This window comes from Caballeronia sp. LZ003, assembly GCF_031451465.1.
Classification (GTDB): Bacteria; Pseudomonadota; Gammaproteobacteria; order Burkholderiales; family Burkholderiaceae; genus Caballeronia.
On record NZ_JARUXJ010000001.1, the window covers coordinates 70,525 to 95,831 of the forward strand.

At 62.5% G+C, this 25,307-nt stretch carries 21 protein-coding genes; 7 read left to right on the forward strand and 14 right to left on the reverse strand.

Annotated features, from left to right (window positions below; translation table 11 throughout):
* The first annotated feature begins 139 nt into the window (after positions 1-139).
* Positions 140-1,699 carry a methyl-accepting chemotaxis protein gene (locus QCE79_RS00370; RefSeq protein WP_309841083.1) on the forward strand — a complete coding sequence of 520 codons (1,560 nt, stop codon included), beginning with the start codon at positions 140-142 and terminating at the stop codon, positions 1,697-1,699.
* Between the two features lie 293 nt (positions 1,700-1,992).
* Positions 1,993-3,294: a solute carrier family 23 protein gene (locus tag QCE79_RS00375; RefSeq protein WP_250462612.1), complete on the forward strand. Its 1,302-nt coding sequence runs from the start codon at positions 1,993-1,995 to the stop codon at positions 3,292-3,294.
* Positions 3,295-3,349: 55 nt separating this feature from the next.
* Here QCE79_RS00375 and QCE79_RS00380 read toward each other — a convergent pair whose 3' ends face one another.
* Complete coding sequence (locus QCE79_RS00380; RefSeq protein ID WP_244828152.1) at positions 3,350-5,014, reverse strand: Na+/H+ antiporter; 1,665 nt, start codon at positions 5,012-5,014, stop codon at positions 3,350-3,352.
* Positions 5,015-5,378: 364 nt separating this feature from the next.
* Here QCE79_RS00380 and QCE79_RS00385 point away from each other — a divergent pair, with 364 nt between their 5' ends.
* The gene (locus QCE79_RS00385; protein WP_244826761.1) at positions 5,379-6,698 is read left to right on the forward strand and encodes an EAL domain-containing protein; all 1,320 of its coding nucleotides are present in this window, start codon (positions 5,379-5,381) and stop codon (positions 6,696-6,698) included.
* A gap of 24 nt (positions 6,699-6,722) precedes the next feature.
* Here QCE79_RS00385 and QCE79_RS00390 read toward each other — a convergent pair whose 3' ends face one another.
* Positions 6,723-10,298, reverse strand: coding sequence for an indolepyruvate ferredoxin oxidoreductase family protein (locus tag QCE79_RS00390; RefSeq protein ID WP_309841087.1), 3,576 nt, complete (start codon positions 10,296-10,298; stop codon positions 6,723-6,725).
* A gap of 234 nt (positions 10,299-10,532) precedes the next feature.
* On the opposite strand from QCE79_RS00390, the gene QCE79_RS00395 reads away from it, so the two are divergent.
* Entirely contained in the window at positions 10,533-11,180 is a 648-nt protein-coding gene (locus QCE79_RS00395; RefSeq protein WP_309841089.1) for a glutathione S-transferase family protein, read from the forward strand.
* A gap of 6 nt (positions 11,181-11,186) precedes the next feature.
* Here QCE79_RS00395 and QCE79_RS00400 read toward each other — a convergent pair whose 3' ends face one another.
* The 9 genes from QCE79_RS00400 to QCE79_RS00440 all read right to left on the reverse strand — a co-directional run bounded on the left by QCE79_RS00400 (position 11,187) and on the right by QCE79_RS00440 (position 18,869).
* Positions 11,187-11,429, reverse strand: a complete 243-nt coding sequence (locus QCE79_RS00400; protein WP_244826764.1) for a hypothetical protein — start codon at positions 11,427-11,429, stop codon at positions 11,187-11,189.
* Between the two features lie 42 nt (positions 11,430-11,471).
* Complete coding sequence (locus tag QCE79_RS00405; RefSeq protein WP_244828154.1) at positions 11,472-11,693, reverse strand: hypothetical protein; 222 nt, start codon at positions 11,691-11,693, stop codon at positions 11,472-11,474.
* A gap of 63 nt (positions 11,694-11,756) precedes the next feature.
* Positions 11,757-12,674 carry a carbohydrate kinase gene (locus QCE79_RS00410; RefSeq protein WP_244826765.1) on the reverse strand — a complete coding sequence of 306 codons (918 nt, stop codon included), beginning with the start codon at positions 12,672-12,674 and terminating at the stop codon, positions 11,757-11,759.
* A 5-nt stretch (positions 12,675-12,679) separates the two neighbouring features.
* Entirely contained in the window at positions 12,680-13,924 is a 1,245-nt protein-coding gene (locus QCE79_RS00415; protein ID WP_309841092.1) for an AGE family epimerase/isomerase, read from the reverse strand.
* A gap of 12 nt (positions 13,925-13,936) precedes the next feature.
* Positions 13,937-14,938 carry a LacI family DNA-binding transcriptional regulator gene (locus QCE79_RS00420; RefSeq protein WP_244826767.1) on the reverse strand — a complete coding sequence of 334 codons (1,002 nt, stop codon included), beginning with the start codon at positions 14,936-14,938 and terminating at the stop codon, positions 13,937-13,939.
* 194 nt (positions 14,939-15,132) lie between these two features.
* Positions 15,133-15,741, reverse strand: a complete 609-nt coding sequence (locus QCE79_RS00425) for a class I SAM-dependent methyltransferase (protein WP_244826768.1) — start codon at positions 15,739-15,741, stop codon at positions 15,133-15,135.
* Positions 15,738-16,544 carry a PIG-L deacetylase family protein gene (locus QCE79_RS00430; protein WP_244826769.1) on the reverse strand — a complete coding sequence of 269 codons (807 nt, stop codon included), beginning with the start codon at positions 16,542-16,544 and terminating at the stop codon, positions 15,738-15,740. The genes QCE79_RS00425 and QCE79_RS00430 overlap by 4 nt, the downstream gene beginning before the upstream one ends.
* Positions 16,532-17,578 carry an acyl-CoA dehydrogenase gene (locus QCE79_RS00435; protein ID WP_309841097.1) on the reverse strand — a complete coding sequence of 349 codons (1,047 nt, stop codon included), beginning with the start codon at positions 17,576-17,578 and terminating at the stop codon, positions 16,532-16,534. The genes QCE79_RS00430 and QCE79_RS00435 overlap by 13 nt, the downstream gene beginning before the upstream one ends.
* A gap of 271 nt (positions 17,579-17,849) precedes the next feature.
* A complete protein-coding gene (locus QCE79_RS00440) occupies positions 17,850-18,869 on the reverse strand; it encodes a bile acid:sodium symporter family protein (protein WP_250508459.1) in 1,020 nt (339 codons plus the stop codon).
* A gap of 477 nt (positions 18,870-19,346) precedes the next feature.
* On the opposite strand from QCE79_RS00440, the gene QCE79_RS00445 reads away from it, so the two are divergent.
* Positions 19,347-19,745, forward strand: a complete 399-nt coding sequence (locus QCE79_RS00445; RefSeq protein WP_309841100.1) for a hypothetical protein — start codon at positions 19,347-19,349, stop codon at positions 19,743-19,745.
* Between the two features lie 512 nt (positions 19,746-20,257).
* A complete protein-coding gene (locus QCE79_RS00450; protein WP_309841101.1) occupies positions 20,258-21,352 on the forward strand; it encodes a porin in 1,095 nt (364 codons plus the stop codon).
* An 83-nt stretch (positions 21,353-21,435) separates the two neighbouring features.
* Here the strand turns inward: QCE79_RS00450 and QCE79_RS00455 are convergent, their stop codons facing one another.
* Positions 21,436-22,398 (reverse strand): nitronate monooxygenase family protein, encoded by a 963-nt coding sequence (locus QCE79_RS00455; protein WP_309841104.1) that lies wholly within the window; start codon positions 22,396-22,398, stop codon positions 21,436-21,438.
* Between the two features lie 226 nt (positions 22,399-22,624).
* On the opposite strand from QCE79_RS00455, the gene QCE79_RS00460 reads away from it, so the two are divergent.
* Entirely contained in the window at positions 22,625-23,515 is an 891-nt protein-coding gene (locus QCE79_RS00460; protein ID WP_309841106.1) for an alpha/beta hydrolase, read from the forward strand.
* A 31-nt stretch (positions 23,516-23,546) separates the two neighbouring features.
* Here QCE79_RS00460 and QCE79_RS00465 read toward each other — a convergent pair whose 3' ends face one another.
* Both QCE79_RS00465 and QCE79_RS00470 read right to left on the reverse strand, forming a co-directional pair.
* Entirely contained in the window at positions 23,547-24,449 is a 903-nt protein-coding gene (locus QCE79_RS00465) for a hypothetical protein (RefSeq protein ID WP_309841108.1), read from the reverse strand.
* A gap of 81 nt (positions 24,450-24,530) precedes the next feature.
* Positions 24,531-25,013 (reverse strand): hypothetical protein, encoded by a 483-nt coding sequence (locus tag QCE79_RS00470; RefSeq protein WP_250508463.1) that lies wholly within the window; start codon positions 25,011-25,013, stop codon positions 24,531-24,533.
* Positions 25,014-25,307: the final 294 nt, after the last annotated feature.

Below are 25,307 nucleotides of genomic sequence, written 5' to 3' on the forward strand. Positions count from 1 at the left end.
GCTCTCTGTGCGCGAACCTGAGTTCGCACCACGCCGTCCGTGGGCGTCGTCTGCGGGGCGTGGGACCAGACGGACCGGCGCGGAAAGCTCGACGCTCGAACGCCGGTCGATGAAGCGCTGGTCGACAGAGGAGACATCGATGAACTGGTTTGACCGCCTTTCCGTGTTTGGCAAGCTCGTGCTGTCATTCGCGGTGGTGATTGTATTTACCGCATGCGTGGGCGTGACCGGCGTCGTATCGCTGGCGAAGATGAACAGCTTGATCGGCGAGATCGGCGCGAAACACATGGACGGCCTTTACTGGGTCGAGGAAGCCAACAAGCACAAGCTGAACACCGACCTTGCCGCCGCGAATCTCACCTTCGCCGACGATGCCGGCAAGGCGAAGCTCAAGGAGGGCATGACCGCCTCGCTCGCAAGCATGCATCAGGCGCTCGACAACCTGCGCCCCACGATGACGACGACGGATGGCCGCGCGCTCTACGACTCGGCGGCGCAGGCTATCGCCGGATGGGAAGACATCGTGCATATGCAGATCGGTACGAAACCCATGCCGACGGACGTCGATCAGATGGGTCTCATCGCCCGTGCGATCGATGCCAGCGAGAAAGCGCGCGCATCGCTCGAACGTCTCGCCGACTTCAAGCGTGAGCGCGCAACCGGCGCACGCAACAACGCGGCGTCCGAGTACCAGACGATGCGCGTCGTGATGCTCGCACTCGTGCTCGGCGCGATGGCGGCCGGCGGCTTGCTCGCGGTCTTGATCGGCAGGCGGCTGTCGGCGCAGCTCGGCGGCGAGCCGGGCTATGCGGCGCAAATTGCGAACCGTATCGCGGAAGGCGATCTGACGGCGCGCGTGCAAACGCGTCCGGGCGACGACAGCAGCATGCTTCACAGCCTCGGCAACATGAGCGTGAAGCTGGCGGAGATCGTCGGCGGCATCCGGCATTCGAGCGAATCGATTCTGTTCGCATCGCGTGAAATCGCACAAGGCAACACCGACTTGTCGCAACGCACGGAAGAGCAGGCGGCGTCGCTGGAAGAAACCGCGTCGAGCATGGAGCAGCTCACTGCGACCGTGCGTCAGAACGCCAGCAACGCCGATGAAGCCAGCGGCCTGGCGCGCGGCGCATCGAATGTCTCGACGCGCGGCAGCGAACTCGTCGGCGAAGTGGTGGACAACATGCGCGAACTCGCGGCGGGCTCGAAGCGAATGACGGACATCATCGCGGTGATCGAAGGCATCGCGTTTCAGACCAATATCCTGGCGCTGAATGCTGCTGTCGAAGCGGCGCGCGCGGGCGAGGAAGGACGCGGTTTCGCGGTCGTCGCCGGTGAAGTGCGTTCGCTTGCGCAACGCAGCGCGATGTCGGCGAAGGAGATCAAGGAACTGATCGAAGCGTCGACGGCGCGGGTGGACAGCGGCGCGGCGATCGCCGAGCGCGCGGGTTCGACCATGGCCGAAGTGACGGAAGCCGTGCAGCGCGTGACGGACATCATGGCGCAGATTTCGGCGGCCTCGCACGAGCAGAGCGCGGGCATCGAACAGGTGAATCGCGCGGTGGCGCAAATGGACCAGGTGACGCAGCAGAACGCGGCGTTGGTCGAGCAAGCGGCGGCCGCTGCGGGCGCGATGGCCGATCAGGCCGAGCAACTGAAGGGCGCGGTCGCGGTGTTCGAACTGGACGGGCGCGGGTAATTCGGTTCGCGCTGGCCGCTTGCGATGGCGGCCAGCGTCGAATGTCGCCGACGGCAAGCAGCGGACGCGCTAGCGTTTCGGTGCTCATCGTGCGGTCGCGGTCGAGCGGGCCGCGCATGAATCTCGGCGCCAATGCGCCTTTCGCAACGATTCGTGCGAAGCGCTCATCACCGCAAGCCTCCCGTAATATCACCTCGCTTGCCACCCTGCATCCCACTCCGTAAACTCGCGCCAGTTTCCAGAACACCCGCGCCGCACGAAACGGCGTCAATGTCGAGAAGGAGTTGTTTCCCATGTCCAATCCCTATTTCCCGCGCTGGCCCGTCCAGCCGGATGCGCAAGGCGGCCGCGTCGTCGGCCCCGATGAGCGCCTGCCCTGGCCGCAGATGTTCGCCATGGGCATTCAGCACGTCGTCGCCATGTTCGGCTCGACCGTGCTCGCGCCGCTTCTCATGGGCTTCGATCCCAATCTGTGCATTTTCATGTCGGGCATCGGCACGCTGCTCTTCTTCGTGCTGGTCGGCGGACGCGTGCCTAGCTATCTCGGTTCGAGCTTCGCGTTCATCGGGCTCGTCATAGCGGTGACGGGCTACAGCGGCCACGGCCCGAACATGAACATTCCCGTTGCGCTCGGCGGCATCGTGGCGTGCGGCGTGGCTTACGCGATCATCGGTGCAATCGTCACGGCGGTCGGCACGAAGTGGATCGAAGCGCTGATGCCGCCCGTCGTCACCGGTGCGATCGTCTGCGTGATCGGACTGAATCTCGCGCCTATCGCCGTGAAAGGCGTGAGCGCCAGCAACTTCGATTCGTGGATGGCGCTCGTCACCGTGCTTTGCGTGGGCGGCGTGGCCGTGTTCGCGCGCGGCATGGCGCAGCGCCTGTTGATTCTGATCGGGCTGGCGATTGCCTACATCATCTACGCGGTGCTGACCAATGGCATGAGCATGGGCAAACCGATCGACTTCTCGATCGTCGCGAACGCCGCGTGGTTCGGCATGCCGCACTTCACCGCGCCCGTGTTCGAACCGCAGGCGATGACCCTGCTCGCGCCCATCGCGATCATTCTCGTCGCCGAGAACCTCGGCCACATCAAGGCGGTCGGCGCGATGACGGGACAGAGTCTCGACCGTTACATCGGACGCGCGTTCATCGGCGACGGACTGGCGACCATCGTCTCCGGTTTCGCGGGCGGCACGGGCGTGACGACTTATGCGGAGAACATCGGCGTGATGGCCGTCACGAAGATTTATTCGACGCTCGTGTTCGCCATCGCGGCATTGTTCGCCATCGTGCTCGGCTTCTCGCCGAAGTTCGGCGCGGTCATTCAAACCATTCCGGGGCCGGTGCTCGGTGGCGTGTCGATCGTGGTGTTCGGGCTGATCGCGGTGACGGGCGCGCGCATCTGGGTGGTCAACAAGGTGGACTTCTCGGATAACCGCAATCTGATCGTCGCGGCCGTCACGCTCGTGCTCGGCGCGGGCGACTTCACGCTCAAACTCGGCGGTTTCGCGCTTGGCGGGATCGGCACCGCGACGTTCGGCGCGATCATTCTGTATGCGCTGCTGCGCCGGCGTGGGTCGGGCGTGGTCTGATGACAAAGCGCCTGCGCGCCCGGTGGAACGCACGCGCAGGCAAGAGAGCATGCTCTCAAGCCGACAACCCCCGCTTCCGATTCACCAGCGCGGTCTCCGCCAGATCGATCTCCCGGATGAGCTTGTTCAACGTCTCGTCGTTGATCGTCTGAGCGGCGCGCAACCTGAACAACTCGGCCCGCTCGGCGCGCATCGCGGCCATGCGCAGCCGTGTCTCGACCATTTCGCTTCTCTTCGCGGCCACGCGTGGCGCTTCCTCATCGCCGAGGGATTCCAGCCTGCGCCGGTAAATGCCCATCACACGCGCGGATGAATCCGTGCAGCGCGCCGCCGCCGTTTCGTCCATCTGCTCGATCAGCGTCTCGTGCGTGTCGTCGATAGCGCGTATCGCCGCCTGCGCGATGCGCCGCCGCGCCATGCGCTCCTCCGCCGCGTAGGGCTTGTCGATGCGCGCGGTGCCGCGCAAGAGAATAGGCAAGCCGATGACCGCGATGATGAGCGACACCAGGATCACCGCCGACGCGATGAAGATTGCCACGTCGCGACCCGCGAGCGGCGTGCCGTTATCGAGCGTGACCGGCAGCGAGAGCACGCCCGCGAGTGTGACCGCGCCGCGCACGCCGCCAATCGTGGTCATGGCGAGCGTGCGAAAACCGGGCGCCGCGCCAATGCCCTGTTTCGCGGCGTTGCGGCTCGCCACCCAGCGCAGGCAATATACCCACACGAAGCGCAACGCATACAACGCGACGACGGTCGCAAGCACATAGCCGATCAAAAGGCCTACTTGCGCGTCGCCATCGTGATGCGCTTCGATCAGCGCCTGCCCGATCACGTGCGGCAACTGCAGGCCGAGCAGAATGAACACCATTCCGTTGAAGACGAACTCGATCATCGCCCAGGTGCTCGTCATGCGGATACGCACCGCGCTCGGAATGCTGTCGCGCAGGCTTTGGATGTTCATCATCATCCCCGCCGATACCGCCGCCAGAATGCCCGAGCAACCCGCGCGCTCGGCGATCACGTAGGCGGCGAACGGAATCAGCACGGTGAGAATGACGCCCGCTGCGGGGTCGTCGTCCTCGGAAAACTTGAGGATGCGCGCGGGTATCTCCGTGATCGCCCAACTGATCGCCGCGCCGATGGCGAGCCCGCCCGCCGCGATGATGAAGAAGCTGATGGTCGCGTCGCGCAGGGAGAACACGCCGGTGAGCGCCGCCGCGATGGCGAACTTCAGCGCGACGAGGCCGGACGCGTCGTTCATCAGCGCTTCGCCTTCGAGGATATGCATGAGGTTCGGCGGAATGCGATTGCGCCCGGCAATGCCCGTCAGCGCGACGGCATCCGTCGGCGAAAGCACGGCCGCGAGCGCAAACGCGACGGGCAGCGGCATCTCGGGAATCATCGCATGCAGGAAGTAGCCGAGCAGCCCGACCGTGATGAACACGAGGCCGAGCGCGAGCATGAGTATCGCGCGGCGCTGCATGTAGAGCTCGCGCTTCGGAATGCGCCAGCCATCCGCGAAAAGCAGCGGCGGAATGAACAGCAGCATGAAGAGTTCGGGATCGAACGTGACGTGAAGCCCGAAGCCGTGCCACGCCAGCACCGCGCCGATGGCGATCTGGATCAGCGGCAGTGGCAGCTTGACCGGAAGCAGGCTCAGTCCGAAGCCGGACAGCGCGACCACCATCAGAAGAATGAGTACGGTGAAGACGATTTCCATATGTGCGGTACTGCACGACGCAAAGAGGCGAAAGCCCCTGATGGCGTCTAGCATTGTTCGGGCGACGCGAAAGTTTATCGCGTGAGCCGGTCAGGGTTGATATACGGTGATATACGACGCTCGCACCGCGGTGGTGCGCATGCACGCGAAATCGCCTGATAGCGGTGCACATTCCACCTAAAACGCCGACAAATCCACATGCATTGCTCGCATGGAGCTTGCTTTATCGTCAGCCACGGGGGACGCAAGACTCCCGGCAGATCAACGAGGGCTGTTCTATGAAATCGGTATTGGACGGGGCCGGGGCGGGACCGGTCAGGCTTGGCCAGGCAAGAGATTCGGCGATTTGCGGGAGGGCACGGACATGGTGATCGCGAATCCGGAAAAGGCGACGGTCACCACGCGTAGCTTCGAACTGGGCGTGACCTCGGGCTTCGACCGCTATTCCGTCGAACATGGCGACCTGACGCTCTCGAGCGTCTTCCAGCCGGTCTTCAGCCTTTCGCATATGCGCGCGGTCGGCTACGAAGGCTTGTTGCGCGCGCATGACTCGCTCGATCGTCCGGTTCCTCCGGTCGATGTTTTCGGGCAAGCATCGCGTATTGGCGAAGCCATGCTGATCGACCGGCTGGCGCAGGCGCTGCATCTGGAAAACTTCAAGATGCTGGGCGCGCAGACCGAATGGCTCTTTCTCAACGTGCATCCCGGCGCGCTGACCGAGCCGTATCACGCCGCCGCGTTGATGGCCAACCTCAAGCGGCTGCATATCGAGCCGCGCCGCGTCGTGCTCGAAGTGCTGGAGCAGAGCGCCGAAGACATGGAACGGCTCGCGCTCGCCGTGCAGCAGTTCCGCGATCAGGGCTTTCTCATTGCGCTGGACGACTTCGGCGCGGGACATACGAACATCGAACGCATCTGGCAACTCGATCCGGATATCGTGAAGCTAGATCGCGTGATGCTGTCGCACGCCGGGCAGAACGTGCACGCGCCTTCGTCGTCGCGCACGATCAAGCAGCGGCAGAACATGGAAGCGGTGCTCTCGGGCATCGTGTCCTTGCTGCACGAAGCGGGCAAGCTCGTGCTGATAGAAGGCGTCGAGACCGAACACGAGGCGCAATTGGCGCTTGCGAGCGGCGCGGACTTCGTGCAGGGCTTCTTCTTCGCGCGGCCGCATCCGGGTCTCGCGGATGGCGACCACGCGAAAACCGTCATCGGCGAACTCACCGAGCGCTACCGCTTGCAGACCGAGGCGCGCGAACGGCGCGTGGCGACGCGTCTGCAACCCTACGTGCGTGCCTTCGAGCGCGCGGCGGAACGGCTTGCGGCGGGCGAGCCGCTCGACGAAGTGTGCTGGAACTTCCTCGCGCTCGATAACGCCGCCCGCTGCTTCCTGCTCGACGCCAACGGTCGCCAGGCGGGCCGCAATGTCGTGCTGCGCGCCGACCGCGCGGCGCACGAAGCACGATTTCTCCCGCTGATCGACGCGCAAGGCGCGAACTGGCTGCGCCGGCCGTATTTTCGGGCGGCACTCGGCGAGCCGGAGCGCGTGCACGTGACGAAGCCGTATCTGTCGATCAACGAGGCGATGCCTTGCGTCACGTTGTCGGTGGAGACGCGGCTCGACGGCAAGCGCTGCGTGCTGTGCGGCGACATCGACTGGATCTCGGACGACGAGCTCGTCTGAGAGCCGAGGCGTCACACGTCCCGATCATTTCGCCACGACGACCGGAATTCCCTTCAGGCTCGATGCGCCCTTCATCGTTTCGATGGACGCGCGCACCGCGTCGCCCGTCGCCGCTTCAATGCCGATGCGCGCCGCGATATCGCGTTCGCCGCGCTTGACCATCGCGAGGCTGGCGAGCTTCACGTGACCGTAGCCGCGCACGCGTTCGAAGAGCGCGGCAAGCGCCAGCACGTCTTGCGCGTTGTGCGTATCGCGGTTGGCGAGCGCGCGTTGCATCGTGAGTTCGTAATCGCTGGCGAGTTGACGCTCCATGCGCCGTTCGAGCGTCTTGCCGAACGGATCGAGCACCGTGCCGCGCAGCGCGCGAAATCTCGACAAGCCGCCGAGCACGGACCACATCCATTGACCGAACACCTTCTTTTTCGGCGCGCGTGACATGGCGGGCGGCGCGAGATTGAACTTCACGGTGTAGTCGTCGCCGGCCGCGCCTTCGAACTGCGCGGCGAGCGCGGCGCGAAACGCCGGGTCCGTGTAGAGGCGCGCGACTTCGTACTCGTCCTTTACCGCGAGCAGCTTGTAGAACGTGACCGCAACGGCGCGCGTGAGGACGTCATCGCCCGATGCGGCCTCGACGAGCTTGCGATAACGCGCGACACACTTCGCGCCGCCATACGCGAGAAGCCGTTCCTCGCGGTCGCGGATCAGCTCGCGCAAGGGCATGTCCGCCATCGCGACACGCTTGTTTTCCTTCGATGCCGCCAGCGCTTCCAGCGCGCTCGCATCCGCCGCCGCGAGCCGTCCGATGGCGAAGGCCAGCTTGTTCGCGGCCACCGCAACGTTGTTCAGTTCGAGCGCGCGCATGAGCGCCGCGTGCGACAACGGCACGAGCCCCAACTGCCACGCGAAGCCCAGCATCAGAATGTTCGCGCCGATGGTGTCGCCGAGAAAGCGCGTGGCGAGCGCCTGTGCATCGCAGCTTCGGAGCGCGTCGGCGGCATGGGGCCCGGCTGCGTGCCGCATCTTGTCGATGAGCGCATCCGCGTGAAGATTCGCCTCGGGGTTCTGCACGAAGCTCGCGTTGGCGATGGCGTGCGTGTTCACGACGATCTTCGTTCTGTCGTGCCGCACCGTTTGCAAGGCTTCGGGACTCGCGCCCACCACCATGTCGCAAGCGAGCAGCAAGTCGGCCTGTTGCGTGTCGATGCGCACCTGGTTCAGAAGCGCATCGGTCGCGGCGAAGCGCACGAACGACAGCACCGAGCCGCCTTTCTGCGCGAAGCCCATGAAGTCGAGCACCGACGCGCTCTTGCCTTCCAGATGCGCCGCCATGCTGATGAGCGCGCCCACGGTGACCACGCCCGTGCCGCCTACGCCCGTGACCAGGATGTCATAGGGCGCAGCGCCGAGGTGCGCTTGCGGCAAGGGCAGGGAATCGACCTTTCGCGCGAGTTCGGCTGGATCGAACGCGTGGCCTTCCGCCTTCTTGAGCTTCGCGCCTTCGAGCGTGACGAAGCTCGGGCAGAAGCCATTCACGCACGAATAGTCCTTGTTGCAGGACGACTGATCGATGCGGCGCTTTCTTCCCAACTCCGTTTCCACCGGTTCGACCGATAGACAGTTCGACTTCACGCCGCAGTCGCCGCAACCTTCGCACACCGCTTCGTTGATGAAGAGCCGCTTGTCTGGATCGGGAAATTCGCCTTTCTTGCGGCGGCGGCGCTTTTCGGCGGCGCAGGTCTGGTCGTAGATGAGCACGGTGACGCCCGGCGTGTCGCGCAGACGGCGCTGCACGGCATCGAGTTCGTCGCGATGATGAAACGTCGTGCCGCGCGGAAACTGATCTTCGTGGCCGTCGTACTTTTCGGGCTCGTCGCTGACCACGACGAGCAGCGCAATGCCTTCGGCTTCCACTTGCCGCGCGATTTGCGGCACGGAAATGCTGCCATCGACGGGCTGGCCGCCGGTCATCGCGACGGCGTCGTTATAGAGAATCTTGTACGTGATGTTCGCCTTCGCGGCCACGGCTTGACGAATCGCGAGAATGCCCGAGTGGAAATAGGTGCCGTCGCCCAGGTTCTGAAACACGTGCGGCGTTTTCGTGAACATGGAATGCGAAGCCCAATCGACGCCTTCGCCGCCCATCTGAATGAGACCGGTCGTGTCGCGCTCCATCCACGAAGCCATGAAGTGACAGCCGATGCCCGCCTGCGCCACCGACCCTTCGGGCACCTTCGTCGACGTGTTGTGCGGACAGCCCGAGCAGAAGTAGGGCGTGCGCTTCACGGCATCGGCGATATTGGACAGAATTTGCGGCGCGACGAGATCCACCACTTTGTCGCGGCGATCGAGCGCGGGCTTGTGACGCGCGAGCCATTGCGCGAACACCGGCAGCACGCGCGAGGGCCGCAACTCGCCGAGCGCGGACAGAAGCGGCGCGCCATCTTGCGCCGTCTTGCCAATCACGACGGGACGCGCACCTTGCGCGCGGTTGTAGAGATGGTCCTTGATCTGCTGCTCGATGACCGGCCCTTTCTCCTCGATCACGAGCACTTCCGCGAGCCCTTCGACGAACGATTCGAGCCGCGTCGTTTCGAGCGGATACGAGAGCCCGACCTTGTAGATGCGCACGCCCGCCGCATCCAGATCGGCGATGGTGAGATCGAGGCGGCGCAGCGTTTCCATGAGATCGAGATGCGCCTTGCCGCACGTCACGATTCCCACGTTGGCGCGCGGGCTCGGCGCAATCCATTTGTCGATGCTGTTTTCGCGCGCGAAGTGCCGCGCCGCTTCTATCTTCGCGGCGAGGCGCGATTCGATGGTGAGACTTGGCAGATCGGGCCAGCGGTTGTGCAATCCGCCCGGCGGCGGCGTGAAGTCTTGCGGCGCTGGCCAGTCACGGCGGATGCCGTCCAGATCGACGGTCGAGCCGGATTCGACCGTCTCCGAAATCGCCTTGAAGCCGACCCACGCGCCCGAAAAGCGCGACAACGCCCAGCCGTAGAGACCGAACTCCAGCATGTCGGCCACGTTCGACGGATTCACCACCGGCATGTGCCACGCGATCATCGCCTGATCGCTCTGATGCGGCATCGACGAAGACACGCAGCCGTGATCGTCGCCGGCGACGACGAGCACGCCTCCATGCGGCGAAGAACCGTAGGCGTTGCCGTGCTTGAGCGCATCGCCCGCGCGGTCCACGCCAGGGCCTTTGCCGTACCACATCGCGAAGACGCCATCGACGGTGCGCTCCGGGTCCGATTCAACGCGCTGCGTGCCGAGCACCGCCGTGCCGCCGAGTTCCTCGTTGATCGCGGGCAGAAAGCGCACGTCGTGCGACGCGAGCAGTTTCTTCGCCTTCCACAATTGCTGATCGACCATGCCGAGCGGCGAGCCTCGATAGCCGCTCACGAAACCGGCCGTGTTGAGATTCGCCGCGCGGTCGAGTTCGCGCTGCATCAGGACGAGCCGCACGAGCGCCTGCGTGCCGGTGAGGAAGATGCGGCCGCTCGTGGCGCTCAGGTTGTCGGTCAGTCGATAGCCCGACAATGCCGGTTCTTTAGAGTGCGAGGCGAATGAGTCAGCGGGAACACGCGCGTTCATGGAGTCTCCGTTCTTTTGGGTACGCGGGGCAGGCCTCCATTTTTCGCTGTCGAAGGCGGAAAGTTTTTGCGCACTTCCCGACTATCGCGTTCTCTCGGAAAGTAATTAGATTAATTTCGAGATAACTGAGCGGAATCTTCTCGATTGCCGGTGTGCTCACGTATACCCGAAGCGGGATCGCGCATGCTTTGGGTCTAACCTGAACGCCCGACGATCGCCCCAAGAAGGATGCCGATGAAGCTCTATTACTGGCCGAAGACCCGCGCTTTTCGCGCGCTGTGGATGCTCGAGGAAATGCGCGTGCCTTACGACCTCGAGTTCGTGAACATCCGCGCGGGCGTACAGAACGAGCCCGCGTTCTGCCGCGTCAATCCGATGTCGAAACTGCCCGCGCTGGAAGACGGCGACGTGAAGGTGGCGGAGTCGGGCGCGCTGCTGCTGTATCTCGCGGATCGCTATCCGGAAACGAAGCTCGGCGCTTCGCCGCACGACCCGTTGCGCGGCCGCTTTCTGCAGTGGATGTTCTTCACCGGTTCATGTCTCGAACCCGCGATGGCCGAACGCATGACCGGCGCACAAGGAAACACGGTGAGCTTCGGCTGGGGCGATCTGGCGCGCGTGGAGCGTGCCATCGAAGGCGCGCTCGAAGAAGGCCCGTGGCTGCTCGGCGAACAGTTCAGCGCCGCCGACATCCTCGCGGCGAGCACGCTGCAGATTGCGTTCATGGCGAAGCTGATCGCGCCGCAGGGCGTGCTCTTCGATTATGTCGAACGGGCGGTGGCGCGCGATGGTCATGAACGCGCGGCGGCGATCGAACATCGGGAAGCGGAGCGGCTCGCGTTACGGCCGCATACCGGCGCGATCACGCCGCCCACGCATTGAATGTGATTAGGGAAAGGTGCGCGGCTTAGGAATTCCCGCACCGGCTTCGATGTCCGCTACCGCGCGTCGATGCGCAAGCTCGACCGCGGCGGCGGAATCGGCAAGGCCGTCGCCGCCGACCGTGGACCACGCTTGCACGGGTTTGTCGTTATGACGGATTTCGTACTCCGCATCCCACCGCGCGCCTTGCAACTCGAGCGGCTTGACGTGGATTGCGTAGACGCCATAGAGGAAGACCTGCTCCGGCATGATGCCCTCCCGATCAGGATAAGCAGCGGCGCGCCGCTGCTCCTACAGTTCGATTTCCCCGAGAATTCGATGCGCAAGCGCGCGCGCTTCTTCCAGCGCTTCGTGCTCGTTCTCCGATGCGGCTTCCACTTCGTAGAGTGTCGGCTCGGTGTCTTCGCCGTCGTCGCGTTCGAGTGAGACGAGACCCTGATACTTGTCCCCGTCAATGGCGCGCACGCCGATCGTCGCGGTATAGATGCCTTTCGTGTACGTCGTGTCTTCCATGAGCGCCTCCGGCAAGGACGAAATCATGCTAGCACGCGGTCATGGAACGCGTATGACGCCGTGCTACCGGAGCAGCTCCTCCACTTCTTCGAGCGATGGCGAATGCCCGCCCGAATGCCGGCACGCCGCCGCGCCTGCCGCCAGCGCGAACTTCAGGTGATCGGGCCATTGGCCGTGACGCGCCATCAGGCTATAGAGCAAGCCGCCGATGGACGCATCGCCGGCGCCGACCGTATCCGCCACTTCGACGCTCGGCGGCCGCGCGCGATATTCCTGGCCATCCGCATAAAGCGTGGCTTCGTCCGAACCGCGCGTGACGAGCACGGTGGCTTGCGGGTTCATCGCGCGGATTTGCGCGAGCGCGTCCGCTTCGGACAAGCCCTTGAACAGCATGTGCAGGTCTTCGTCGGAGACCTTGATGAGATCGGCGAGGGCGGCCATCTTGCGCAGCGTCGGCTCGTAGCCGTGCTCCATCAAGTTGCGATAGTTCGGATCGAAGCTGATCTTCACGCCGTGCTGACGCAGTTGCGCGGCGAGCGCGGCGAGCGTGTTGCCGAGCGGTTGACGCACGAGGCTGATGCAGCCGAAATGCGCCCACTTCACGCGCTCCATCCAGCCTTGCGGCAGCTTCGACGGATCGAACGCGAGGTCCGCGCCGTTCTCGCCCATGAAGTAGTAAGTGGGCGGCTGCGTCTTGTGGACGATGGCGAGCAGCGGCGGACGTTCCACGCGCTGCAGGAAACGCATGTCGAGGCCGGCGGCGACGCTTGCGTCCCAGAGATCGTCGGAGAAATTATCGGTGCCGAGCGACCCGGCCGCCGCCGTCGGCAACCCGAGACGCGCAACCGCGCGCGCCACGTTCCAGCCCGCGCCGCCCGGACGCGAAAGCCAGCTCGACACGTCGGTGCGGATCATGTCCGTGAGGATGTCGCCTGCGGAAACGAATTGCGGAAAGGTCTCGGATGTCTTCTCGGTTGCCATGCGCGTCACCGTTGTGTCGAATGGGACCCGAGCGCGTTCAGCACTTCGTAGCACGCGCCCATGGTGTGATAGTCGGTCTTGCCGGCAGGACTTTTCTCATCGCCGTACTTGCGGTTGTCGCACGTGAGGATGCGATACCACGCGCCGTACTCGTGATCGACGAAGTGTTCCCAGCTATAGCGCCAGAGTTCGTCGTAGCTGTCCCAGAAGCGCTCGCGGCCCGTGCGCGCGCCGAGCAGCGCCGCCGCCGCGAAGCTTTCGGCCTGCACCCAGAAGTATTTGTCGTGATCGCAGATGGTGTCGTCGGGGCCGAAGCCGTAATAGAGGCCGCCATGACGATCGTCCCAGGCGCGGCAGAAGCCTGCATCGAACAATTCGATGGCGCGCGGCGCAAGCCACGGCAGCGCGCGATGCCGCTCCAGGATCAGCAGCAGCTTCGCCCATTCGGTCTGATGCCCCGGCTGAAAACCCCACGGACGAAAAATGTTCGAGCTGTCGGATTCGTTGTAATGCCAGTCCACCGACCAGTCGCGCTTGAAGTGTTCCCAGACGAGGCCGTGCGAAAGCTTCGCCTGCCGCAGCGTGATGTTGCCCGCGATCTTCTCCGCGCGATCCAGATAAATCACGTGGCCGGTGGCTTCATACGCGGCAAGCAGCGCCTCGGTCGCGTGCATGTTGGCGTTCTGCCCGCGATAGTCGGACAACTGCCAGTCGGGCGTGGCTTCGTCGGCGTAGAGACCGACTTCGGCGTCCCAGAAGCGGCGCTCCATCAGCGCGAAAGTCTCGTCGATGAACGGCTTCGCCTCGTCGATGCCCGCCATGGCTGCGTGCGCGCAAGCAAGCAGCACGAACGCATGGCCATAGCAATGACGCGTGCCGTCGAGCGTGTTCGCCTGGCCGTCGCGCCATTCGATTTCCCAGTCGTAGCCTTCGTGCTTCGCGTCCCAGTGGGCGTCGCGCAGGAATTGGAACGCGTGGCGCGCCCAATCCTGATACGACGGATCGCCGAAATGGCGATAAGCCATCGCGTAATTGAAGACGAAGCGCGTGCTGCTGACGAGATGGCGCGTGGTGCGGTCGTAGACGCGGCCGTCGTCCTTGAAGAAGTGGAAAAAGCCGCCTGACTCGTCGCGCGCGGTGGGCGCGTAGAACGCGAGCGTGTCGCGCACGTGCGAGAGCAGGAAGTCGCGGCTGCGGAAATCGACGCTCGCTTGCGGCGCGGTTTCCACGGGGGATGCGGTCAGGTTCATGTATCGCTCATCTCATATCTGGCCGGAGCTCGCGCGGGCGATGAAATCGACGCCCACCAGCGTGTCGGCCTGCCCCGGCGGGTTCGCATTGTCCTCCAGCAACAAGTCGACGCCACGACGGCCGAGCGCTTCCTTGTCGACCGTCACGGTCGAAAGCGGCGGCGTGCTCTGCGCGGCGGCCGGGATATCGTCGAAACCGACGAAGGCGATGTCCTCCGGCACGCGCATGCCGTGCGCGAGGCATACGCGCATGGCGGCGAGGGCCGCTGCATCGTTATAGGCGAAAACCGCGTCGGGCAAAGGAATGGATTGCGCGCGCGACTCGCCGATCAGCCGCTGCATGGCGTCGGCGGCGGCGAGATCGGGAGGCGATCCAGGGTGCGTGACGAGTTCCAGCATTGGGTCGAACAGCAGGCCGGCATCGAAATACGCCTTGCGATAGCCAAGCGCGCGCTGCGCGATGCTGTAATGCGCGAGCGACCCGCCGATGAACGCCACGCGCCGCCGCCCCTGCGCGAACAGATGCTGCATTGCAAGCGACGCGCCCCTAACGTTGTCGATATTCACCGAGCGAAAGCCCGGCGCGCGCAGGTCGATGAGCACCGTGGGGCGCGCCAGCGAGTGCAGATGCGCAAGCAGTTCCGGCTCGACGAAGCCCGCGACCGCGATGGCGTCGGGAGCGTGCAGGCGCATTTGCTGCGCGAGATCGAGCGTGGGACCCGCGGTCAACACCGACGGCACGAGCCGATGTTCTCGGCAGGCTTCCTCGAAGCCATGCAGCACATGCGAGAAAAACGGGCTGGCGGCGAAGTTGTTGTGCTGCCTATGCAGCAGAAACGTGACACGGCGAATGCGCGTGCGCAATTGCGCGGCATCGTAACCGAGTTGCTGCGCGACTTCGACGACGCGCACGCGCGTGGCTTCCGACAGCCCCGGCTGGTTCTTGAGCGCGCGTGACACCGTCCCGATCGAGACGCTTGCCGCGCGCGCGACATCGCGAATGGTGGTGGCCATCGTGGTGATTCTGTCTCCGCGGATTTCCTGCGGCGCGCGCGGTGTTTAGCGCGAACCGGCTACATTCGTTTTGCGGCGATTGTATAGTAAAAAACCGCAAAACGAACCGTGGAGACAGGGTGGGGAAACCACTAAGACCAATACTGTATGGCGTTTGAAGCCTTTTTGTTTGTTTAGTAAAAAGCAGAAAACATTTACATCGAGCCTTCGCGCTCGTGTACCGAACGCTTGTCGGGCGTCCAAACGTCGAGCAGAAGGTCGTCGTCCCAGTAGTGGCACAAGAGTGGCAAGCCCATTCGACCGCGCAAGCGCGCGTGCACGTCTTCGCCGGTATGCGTCCAGCCTTCCATGGGTTTTCGCCAGTGGCATGCCACGACCGTTCCGTCCGGCGTAAGCGTGCGGCGCACATGTTCGACGATATGCCACAGCTGCGGCTCGTCGAGGTAGTAGCCGATTTCGCTGAGGAGCACGAGATCGAACTTGCCTTCGGGCCACGCGTCCGGAAGCAGCATGTGCTCGACCGTCACGTTGTCGAATTGCGCGATGCGCTGCCGCGTTAGCTCGACGGCGTCCGCGCTGATGTCCGTGGCGACGACTTCGTCGCAGCGCGCCGCAAGCAGCGCCGTTAGTTCACCGTTGCCGCAGCCCGGTTCGAACGCGCGCGCGTAGCGGTCGTTGGGAAGCGTGGCTAGCGTCAACGCGCGCTTGCGGCGTTCGTACCAACGGTTCCTGATCTTCCAGGGATCGTCGTTGTCCTTGTAAAGCTGGTCAAAGTACTGCTTCGGATCGTTGATGTTGCTCATATGAGAATGACTTCGAAGGGCCTCGTCAGGCGGGCCAGGACATGCTCGGGCAGAACCGGCGCTTGTCCGGTCGTCTTATCCGGCTCGGTCTGGCTTCTGAAGGCTTGCACGGCCCGAAGCTTCCTGGTGTGCGTTGCCGCGTCCAGTGCGATGCGCCGCGCGCGGCTCCACGGCACGCGCGAATCGTCCGGCGACGCCCAATGCCAAGTCCAAAGCGGCACTTCGACAAACGGCAAACCAAGCTCGTTCGCGGCCAGACACGTGGCGCGCCCGACGGCCTCGTGATCGGGATGGCCATCGTACCGCCACGTAGTGAAAACGATGTCACCAGGCTGAAGAAATTTAGCCAGAAGTACTGATAGATCCGCTTCGATTTGTCGCGCCCCGCCATCCGGCAAGCCCAGCCGGACGACTTGCGCGTTACGCAGATGCAGCCGCTGCAAGGCGTCCCGCGTTTCTTGCGGACGCACGCTGGCAAGGCGATCCGGCGTCCATTCGGTCGATTCCGGATGGCTCGCGGTGCCGTCCGTCACGGCGACGATCAACACGTTCCGGCTTAATTCCGAGAGGCGTGAAAGTAATCCGCCCGTACCGAGCACTTCGTCGTCCGGGTGTGGCGCCACGACGACAGCGCGGCCGCCCAGCGGGACGAGATCGGCGGGATCGACTTCCGGTAGCGCGCTCAGCTTGCCCCAGTCCTGCCAGCTTTTCTCGGGCGTGCCTCGCCCTTCGATTACCCTGTCGTGCTCCGGCGCACCGGTTTCGGCGAGCGCCTTCGGCTCTTGCGTCGTCAAACTTTCCATGAGTCAGGCTCCCGTCCGGGCAGATGTTCCGCGAGCGATGCCTCGTCGCGTTCCGCGTGGCTTTGTCTGATGAAGACCGGCAAATCCGCCATCAAGTGAGCGAAGTGATCGTCGCGGCAGAGCGGCGCCGCTCCGAGCGCGCGGCCCGCATGCTCGATGACATGCGCGGCGCAGCGTTCGGCCGCCAGACGCGCGCGCATGGCGGCGAGCATGGCGTTGGCCTGCGGCTCGCGGTCGATGAATGCCGCCGTCTCGCGCAGCAGCGCGGCCGTGGCGCAAAGCGTGGTGTCGATAGCGCCGAGATGCGCGAGCTTGTACGGATCGGCGCCGCGTCGCGCGCCCTTTTCGACGAAGCGCGCAATGCCCGCCGCCGCGCCGAACCAGCACGCTGCAATGCCCGCGCCGCCTTGCCAAAAGCCAGGACGCTCGACATAGCTTCCCGGCTTGCCGATTCGCCGCGCAGGCACGTTGTCGAAGTGGACATCGACGCTCGCGCTTGCTTGCATGCCGACGGCAAACCAGCCTTCGCGCGTCACCTTGACGCCCGGCTGGCGGATATCGACGGCGGCGAGCATCGGCTCTCCGCGCTCGTTCCAAGCCGTCACGAGCGCGTGTGTCACCGAAGCCGCGCCGGAACACCACGCCTTGACGCCGTGAAGAAGCACATCGTCCGACTCCGGGTTGCCTATGGCCGCAAGGCGGGCGTTCGGCGGCTCGGCGGCCCATACGCCCCACGCTTCGTTCGAGGCGTGATGCTTTTCGTCGAGTTCGGCGAGGATGGCGAGCGCGTCCGTATGGCCTTCGTACAGTTTGACGAGCGCGAGGTCGAAAGCGGCGACGGCGCCGAGCGCGCGCCAGCGCTCACGCGTGGCGCCGCGTCCGGGCAAGGGCAGCCGGTCGAGGCGCGCGTCGATCAGAACGCGTAGGGCGCGAGCCGTGTCGTCTGCGTTGCCGCGCTGAAAAGACAAATCTCCGAGACATGCTTGCAGGGCGGATGCCGATACAAGCGGCTCGGCGGCCGAGGCGAGTGACATGGCGTGACTCACTCCCAATCTTCGCTGTGCTGGAGGGCGCTAGCGTTCCGCATGGACATCTCCTGTTCTCGTTTGCGCATTACTTGGACAAGAGTGTGGCAAGCGACATGCCCGGACGCCATTCAGCCAGACGGGATAAGCAAAAGCGCCGGACAGGAGTCAGGCAAATCGACTTACGCCGTCCGGCCGAGTCGACGGTATCGATCAGACGGGTTCAAATGCACAAAGGCCGCACGAGGCGGCCTTTGTCGGGGAAACGATGATGGACGTGTCAGCGCCGCGCCGTTGCGGCGATGTTCTTGCCTTCGCGTGGGGGTTCAGCCGCGGTCTTGCGTGCGCCCCAGCGTTGCGCCAGGACCGCGCACACCATTAACTGAATTTGATGGAACAGCATCAACGGGAGCACGACCGCGCCAACCGTATGGGACGCGAAAATCACCTTCGCCATTGGAATGCCGGAAGCAAGGCTCTTCTTCGAACCGCAGAAGATGATGGTGATCTGATCGGCGCGGCTGAAACCGAGACGCCGCGCGGTAAAGGCCGTTACCAGGAGCGCGACGGTGAGCAGCAGCACGTTGACGACGAGAAGGCCCAAAAGCGTGGAAGCGGAAATCGAATGCCAGATGCCTTCGTTCACGGCTTCGCTGAACGCGACATAGACCACGAGCAGAATCGAGCCTTGATCGACGAACTTGAGCACCGCCTTGCGCCGGTCGATCCACTTGCCGATAGCCGGACGCAGCAGCTGCCCCGCCACGAACGGCACGAGCAATTGCATGACGATGCTGCCAACCGTATGCCACGGCGAACCCGTTGTCGCCCCATTGCTCGTCACGAGCAAGCCGACGAGCGCAGGCGTGATGAAGATGCCAAGCAGGCTGGACGCCGACGCGCTGCACACCGCCGCAGGCACGTTGCCTTTTGCCATCGATGTGAACGCGATCGACGACTGCACCGTGGAGGGCAATGTGCACAGGAACAGAATGCCGGTGTAAAGGGCAGGCGTGACGAGCGGCATGAGCAACGGCTTGAGCGCGAAGCCAAGCAACGGGAACAGCACGAAAGTGCTCAACAGAACGAGCAGATGCAGCCGCCAGTGTGTTGCGCCAGCGACGATCGCCTCGCGGGATAGCTTTGCGCCATGCAGAAAGAACAGCAGCCCGATAGCAACGTTGGTGATCCAGTTGAACGCCGTGGCCACGTTGCCGCGACAAGGCAAAAAGCTCGCGAGGATGACCGTGCTGACGAGCGCCAGCGTAAAGTTATCGGGAAGAAGTTTGGGCCGCGCCATCGGTTGGATCTCGCACTCGTGCTTACGGGCCGAAGTATTCGGGTACCGCGCGCGTCAAGTCAGTAAAAACCATGATTTTCGCTCGTAGGCGATTGAAAAGGCAAATTCATTTACAGGATTGATTGATTACCACCGCGCATGAGCGCGCTTGTTTTCCTTCGATGCAGAAGCATCAACCGGGCCGCCAGACTGGTCACTTCGACAGTGCGCAAATCCTCCGTGAGCGACTTTTTTCATCGGACGATTTGTCTTTCAAATCAGCAGGATGCAGCGGAAAAACTCCGACGTAACATGGTGTTACAACCATGAATCGGGCCTAACACTTTTTGGCTCGACGGCCGACGCCAGGCGAAATAAATTGTGGAACATGCCGGTCGACGAGTGCGCGCGAGATCTCCTCGCCGTCGCCATTGGTCCGACTTTGACCGGTTGTCCGTTGGGCGTCGACTTCTCTTTTTGCGTCGCCAGCGGGCAGGAATGGTGTCGGACACTGGCTGTTTTCTCGACATGGCGCTCATCGGCATACGCACTACGACTCGCTTTCTTGCAGCCATCGCGATCTCTTCGCTGGCGGTCGCGGGTTCGCTCGCGCTTGCCGGTCCGCGTGTCGAATGGCTGTCGTCGGCGGTGTTTCAAGATTCCGCGAGCAGCCGTCAGTCGCTGCACCATACGCCAGTTGCCGCCAAGGACGGTCTCACGCCAGTGAGCGCTGAAGTGCGGCCCGTGCCGCGCGCCGAACAGGCGGCGTCGCTCAGAGGCGCGGGTTCCATTCGCGCGGACATCGCCCGCTATAACGAAGAGCGCAGCCTGCCACGTCAACCCGGCCGCCCGGTCGATGATGGCCGCACCTCCGGCAACGCCAACTTCCGCAACTGAGCTTCATCTGCTGCGACGTCTTGTTGCAATTCCGCAATGCTTGCGCGTTAACTTCGTGGTTAACTAAAAATTAATTGCGCGTCTAGTTGCGCCGTGACGGTGACGCAATCACGCCACAGTTGTTCATTCGTGACCGCATAAACATTCCTCTCTTTTCGCGCTGCACGGACAATGCGCCCTGCGCGGGATTTCGCAATCCAAAGCAGTTTCGATTTCCCTTTCATCGCCTTCAAAGGCGCGCCGTTGCTCGGCTTCCTATAAAGACCGCTCGGAACGATTCAGCTTTGACGCGAGAAGCGACGCGCATCGAAGCGTGAAAAGGCGCGCCTGCCTATTCAAACCGTGATACCCGCAATAACCAAAAACATTTTTGACCGGAAAAATGGTCCGTAAAGATGGTGCCGCTCTACTAGCGACACCGCTCTCGCCGAAATCATTAGCCGACAGAAGAGGCGAGTGCACCGTTCCTCGCCCGCCAAGCATTCAATTTTTGACAAACGACAGGAGAGTTCATGAAGCCAACCGTCAACCGTGCGATGAAGACCACGGTCAAGGCCACCGTAGTCGCCGCCATGTTCGGCTTTCTCGCCGCGGGCGCGGCGCAGGCGCAATCGAGCGTCTCGCTTTACGGTCAGGTCGACGAATGGGTCGGCGCACAAAAGTTTCCCGGCGGCGATCGCGCCTGGAATGTGAGCGGCGGCGGTATGTCCACGTCGTACTGGGGCTTGAAGGGCGCTGAAGATCTGGGCAACGGCTACAAGGCGATCTTCACCTTGGAAAGCTTTTTCCGCGCGCAGAGTGGCCAATACGGCCGCTTCAATGGCGACACGTTCTTTGCACGTAACTCGTATGTCGGTATTCAAGGGCCAATCGGTACGTTCACCGCTGGCCGCCTGACGACGCAGTTGTTCGTTTCGACGATTCTGTTCAACCCGTTCGTCGACTCGTATGTCTTCTCGCCGATGGTCTATCACGTGTTCCTCGGTCAGGGCACGTTCCCGACCTACACGACGGATCAGGGCGTGACGGGCGATTCGGGCTGGAACAACTCGTTGCAGTACACGACGCCCGACTTCAACGGCTTGTCTGGCAGCGCGATGTACAGCTTCGGCAACAACGCGGGCGATGGCCGCTCGAAGAAGTACAGCGCGCAGTTCCTGTACTTCCACGGCCCGTTCGCCGCGACCGGCGTTTATCAATATGTGAACTTCAACAACACGCCGGGCGATCTGGTCACCTCGAACGCCTTCGCCATTCCCGGCTACAAGAGCCAGAGCGTTGCCCAGTTGGGTGCGTCGTACGACTTGAAGTACGTGAAGTTCTTCGCCCAGTACATGTACACGAAGAACGACATCGACCCCGGCACGTTCCACGTGAACACGGGGCAGGGCGGTGTGACGGTGCCGCTCGGCCCGGGCCTGGTAATGGCGTCCTATGCGTATTCGCGCAGCAACGGCGGTCTGGACCAGACGCATAAGAGCTGGGCCGTAGGCTACGACTACCCGCTGTCGAAGCGCACCGACGTCTATGCCGCGTACCTGAACGACAAGTACACTAGCATGTCTTCGGGCGATACCTTCGGCGTCGGCATCCGCGCCAAGTTCTGAGTCTTGCGGCAGCAAACGAAAAGCGCGTTCCGGATAATCACCGGAACGCGCTTTTTTTCATCTGAATCTCTGCGACGAGCGTTTCAGCCGATCCGCAAACGCGACTTCGCCTCGTCGTATTCCTGACGCAAGCGCGCGACCAGTTGCGCGACGCTCGGTACATCGTCCATCAGGCCTACGCCCTGGCCCGCGCCCCAGATGTCCTTCCACGCTTTCGCCTTGGCCGCGCTGTCACCGAAATTCATCGCGGTCTTGTCGGACTGCGGCAGCGCTTCGGGATCGAGTCCCGCATTCACGATACTCTGGCGAATGTAGTTGCCATGCACGCCGGTGAAGAGATTCGTATAGATAATGTCGGCGGCGTTGGCATCGACGATAGCCTGCTTGTAGCTGTCGAGCGCGTGCGCCTCGCGCGTCGCGATGAAGCGCGTGCCCATGTAAGCGAGGTCCGCGCCCATGGCCTGCGCGGCGAGAATCGAGCCGCCGTTGGCGATGGAGCCTGACAGCACGATGGGGCCGTCGAACATGCGCCGCACTTCGCCGACGAGCGCGAACGGCGAGATCGTGCCGGCGTGGCCGCCCGCGCCCGCCGCCACGAGAATCAGCCCGTCGACGCCCGCTTCGAGCGCCTTTTGCGCGTGCCGCAAGTTGATCACGTCATGCAGCAAGATCCCGCCGTACGAATGCACCGCATCGATCATTTCCTTTACCGGTGCGCGCAGGCTCGTGATGAAGATCGGCACCTTGTGCTCGACGCACACGCGCACGTCCTGTTCGAGCCGCGCGTTCGACTGGTGGATGATCTGATTCACCGCGATCGGCCCGATGACCGCATTCGGGTTCGCGGACTTGTGTTCGGCGAGCGATGCCTGAATCTGCGTGAGCCATTCGTCGAGCAATTCGGCGGGACGCGCGTTGAGCGCCGGAAACGAACCGACGATGCCCGCCTTGCATTGCGCAAGCACGAGTTCGGGATAGCTGACGATGAACATTGGCGAGCCGACGACCGGCAATGCAAGGTTCTGCAGTACGGCGGGAAGTGCCATGGCGCGAGTCTCCGGGATTTCGTACTTATTTTACGGTTGGGGAGTCGTCTTCGAGCGGCTAAATTGAGACGCACGATCGTTCGATTATAGGCACAGGCGCCGCAGCCCTGTCATCCTCCGATTCCCGAGGAAATCCTCGGTTTCACCGTTTGTGTGCACGTTGCTCATCGAGCATTCGGAATGCCGCGCCTACAATGGACCGCTACGCCACGAACAAGAAAACACCATGTCCTTCAGAGGCTACGAGCCGTTTCGCGTGAATGCGGCGGGCGTCGAGATTGCCGGCGAGAAGGGCGGAGACGGCCCGCCGCTTTTGCTTTTGCATGGCTATCCCCAAACGCACGAGATCTGGCATTCATGCGCCGATGAACTCGCGCGGCACTTCACCGTGATCGCCACCGACTTGCGCGGCTATGGCGCATCGGCCAAGCCGCCGAGCGACGAACGCCACGCGCCTTACTCCAAACGCGCCATGGCCGCCGATCAGGTCGCGGTCATGCGTCACTTCGGCTTCGAACGTTTTCTCGTGTGCGCGCACGATCGCGGAGCGCGCGTCGCGCATCGGATGGCGATCGATTTTCCCGATGCCGTCGATCGCCTGATGCTGCTCGATATTGTGCCGACGCTTGCGATGTTCGAAGCCACTGACCGCGCGTTGTTGAGCGCCAACTTCCACTGGTTCCTGATGAACCAGCCATCGCCCTTTCCGGAAAAGATGATCGGCGCCGATACGACCGGGTTCATCGAACACTTGATGGGCCGTGGCCGTGCGGGTCTTGCGCCGTTCGCGCCGCACGCGCTGCAGGCATATCGCGATGCGCTGGCCGCGCCCGATGCGGTGTTTGCGACATGCGAGGACTATCGCGCGTCGGCGGGCATCGACCTCGAACACGACCGGGACGACACCGAGCGCGGCGTGAAGATTGCGTGCCCCGTGCGCGTGCTGTGGGGCGAGCAAGGCGGGCTAGAGCGCGCGTTCGATGTGCTTGGTCAATGGCGGCGCGTCGCGCGCGACGTAAGCGGCCGCGCGCTCGATTGCGGCCATTACGTGCCAGAGGAAGTGCCGCAGGAGTTACTCGTGGAGATGCGTGCGTTCTTCGAAGCAGAGTTCTGCTGACAAAGAGCCGATGATCCCAGGTGCGGCGGCCTTACGCATGCGTCGAAAGTGCTTGGTTGGCTTCGGCCCGGACTTGTTCTATATCGGACGCCGCCAGCCAGTGGCAATAACCACCCAGCGTGGACCTATCGATGTCCTGCAGCGCAATGTGATCGTATGCGCCTTCGCGATACTTCAATTTCGACCAGTACTCGTCTGTTTGCCACGCATGAATATGCAGGACATCGCTGCCAAGCGTAAGCGACGCGTAGGGGAAATGGTCGAGAAGTCCTATGGAGCAACGCTGCGGATACGTGCGGCGTAGCGCTAGTTCTCCTGCATACATGGTGATCACGTTTCTGCACCAGCCTGGCCACTCTCCACGGAAGTCTTTGAACTCCTCGTCGAGCAGGCGGATGCAACAGTCCATTTGAGCCGGCAGGAAGTCGCACACCATTGTCGATGGCCCCAGCACCGACGCACCGATATTGTGTAAGCCGGAATGAGGAAATCCCCACCGGGCACTGCATTCGTTAAGTTTCTGTCGGACCGACGCCTCATATGCGTAGGCTCCGAAACCAAAGCAAATGCCGGCAGGATGAAACTTCGACAGCGCGGGCGTCACAAAGGTGTCGCAATCTGTTTTCAGAATGTAATCGAACTGCCGACAAACGTCTAAAACTGCTTTATCGCAGAGATTGGCGACAGAATTGATGTATCCATAATCCGACCATTCGCTGTTTTTCTGAGAATAAGGAACGCTCGGAATAACGACTATATTACTGTCTCGCGGCAGTTTAGATGTTGCTTCCGGATGGCACGCAACGATTAACGTGCTTCGGTCAAACAAGCCAGTATGGATGATGCTCTTATAGAGCCAGCTAAATTCCTCGATGTTACTCGGAACATTGTCTACATATACCAGTATGCCGATATCTTTTCGTGCTTGATTCAAGAAAGACCTTTAACGATACATTTATTCAGTGCCAGCGGCGAAGTGGGCCTGCGCTTGCCGGCACTTGGCACTTCTGCTCGCTTAGATCACGGGAAAGATAAATAGCGTAGTGCCAGACTGCAGAGAGACGTTGGTCGAAGTGTAGATTGCAAAATCGGTCCAGGTAGTCAACTGAAGCATGCCGCTGAAAGGAATAATAACATTGCCGGCCTTGCCCCCATGATCGGTGGCTACCTTGAAATAGTAGGGGTCGTCGTAGAATGCATCCTTGCCGCTTGCGGCCAGGTTCGGCTCGCTTCTGTTGATCGACACCTGAGCCAGGTTCGCGTCCGCCACCGAAACGACCATTTGCCCCGCGACAGCGTACACGCCATTTGGCAGGCTCAATGAACCATCGGGATTAACATGGCTTACCTGGTCATAAGGCAAACCGAAATGCAGGAAATTCCATCTTTTCGCGTTCGAAATCTGCGTGGTGGGTAGCAGCTCGGAGTCTCTCAAACGAATACTGAGATAACGCCCCTGAGCTGTTGTCGTCTGTGCCTGGCTTGCCGTGGATGTCATTAACCCCGCTAGTAACGGGACCGCTACAGTGGATGCAGATACGATTTTTCTACGATTAATGTCCATTATGATTTGTATTGAGTTGTAAAAATGGAGGCTCAAAATTACTTAAATTCAAGTAATCTCGGGCGTTTTTAATCGTAGCGGAAGCAATTGCCTGCATCAATGCCGATTTTTCTTATTACTTGAGCAAAGTCATGCCTGTTTTGTCCTTGAGCTTACGGCTTTATGCATCGCTTTGCCACACATGCAAATCGCATTAAATGGCATAAAAATGAGTGTCGATAGCGCGAA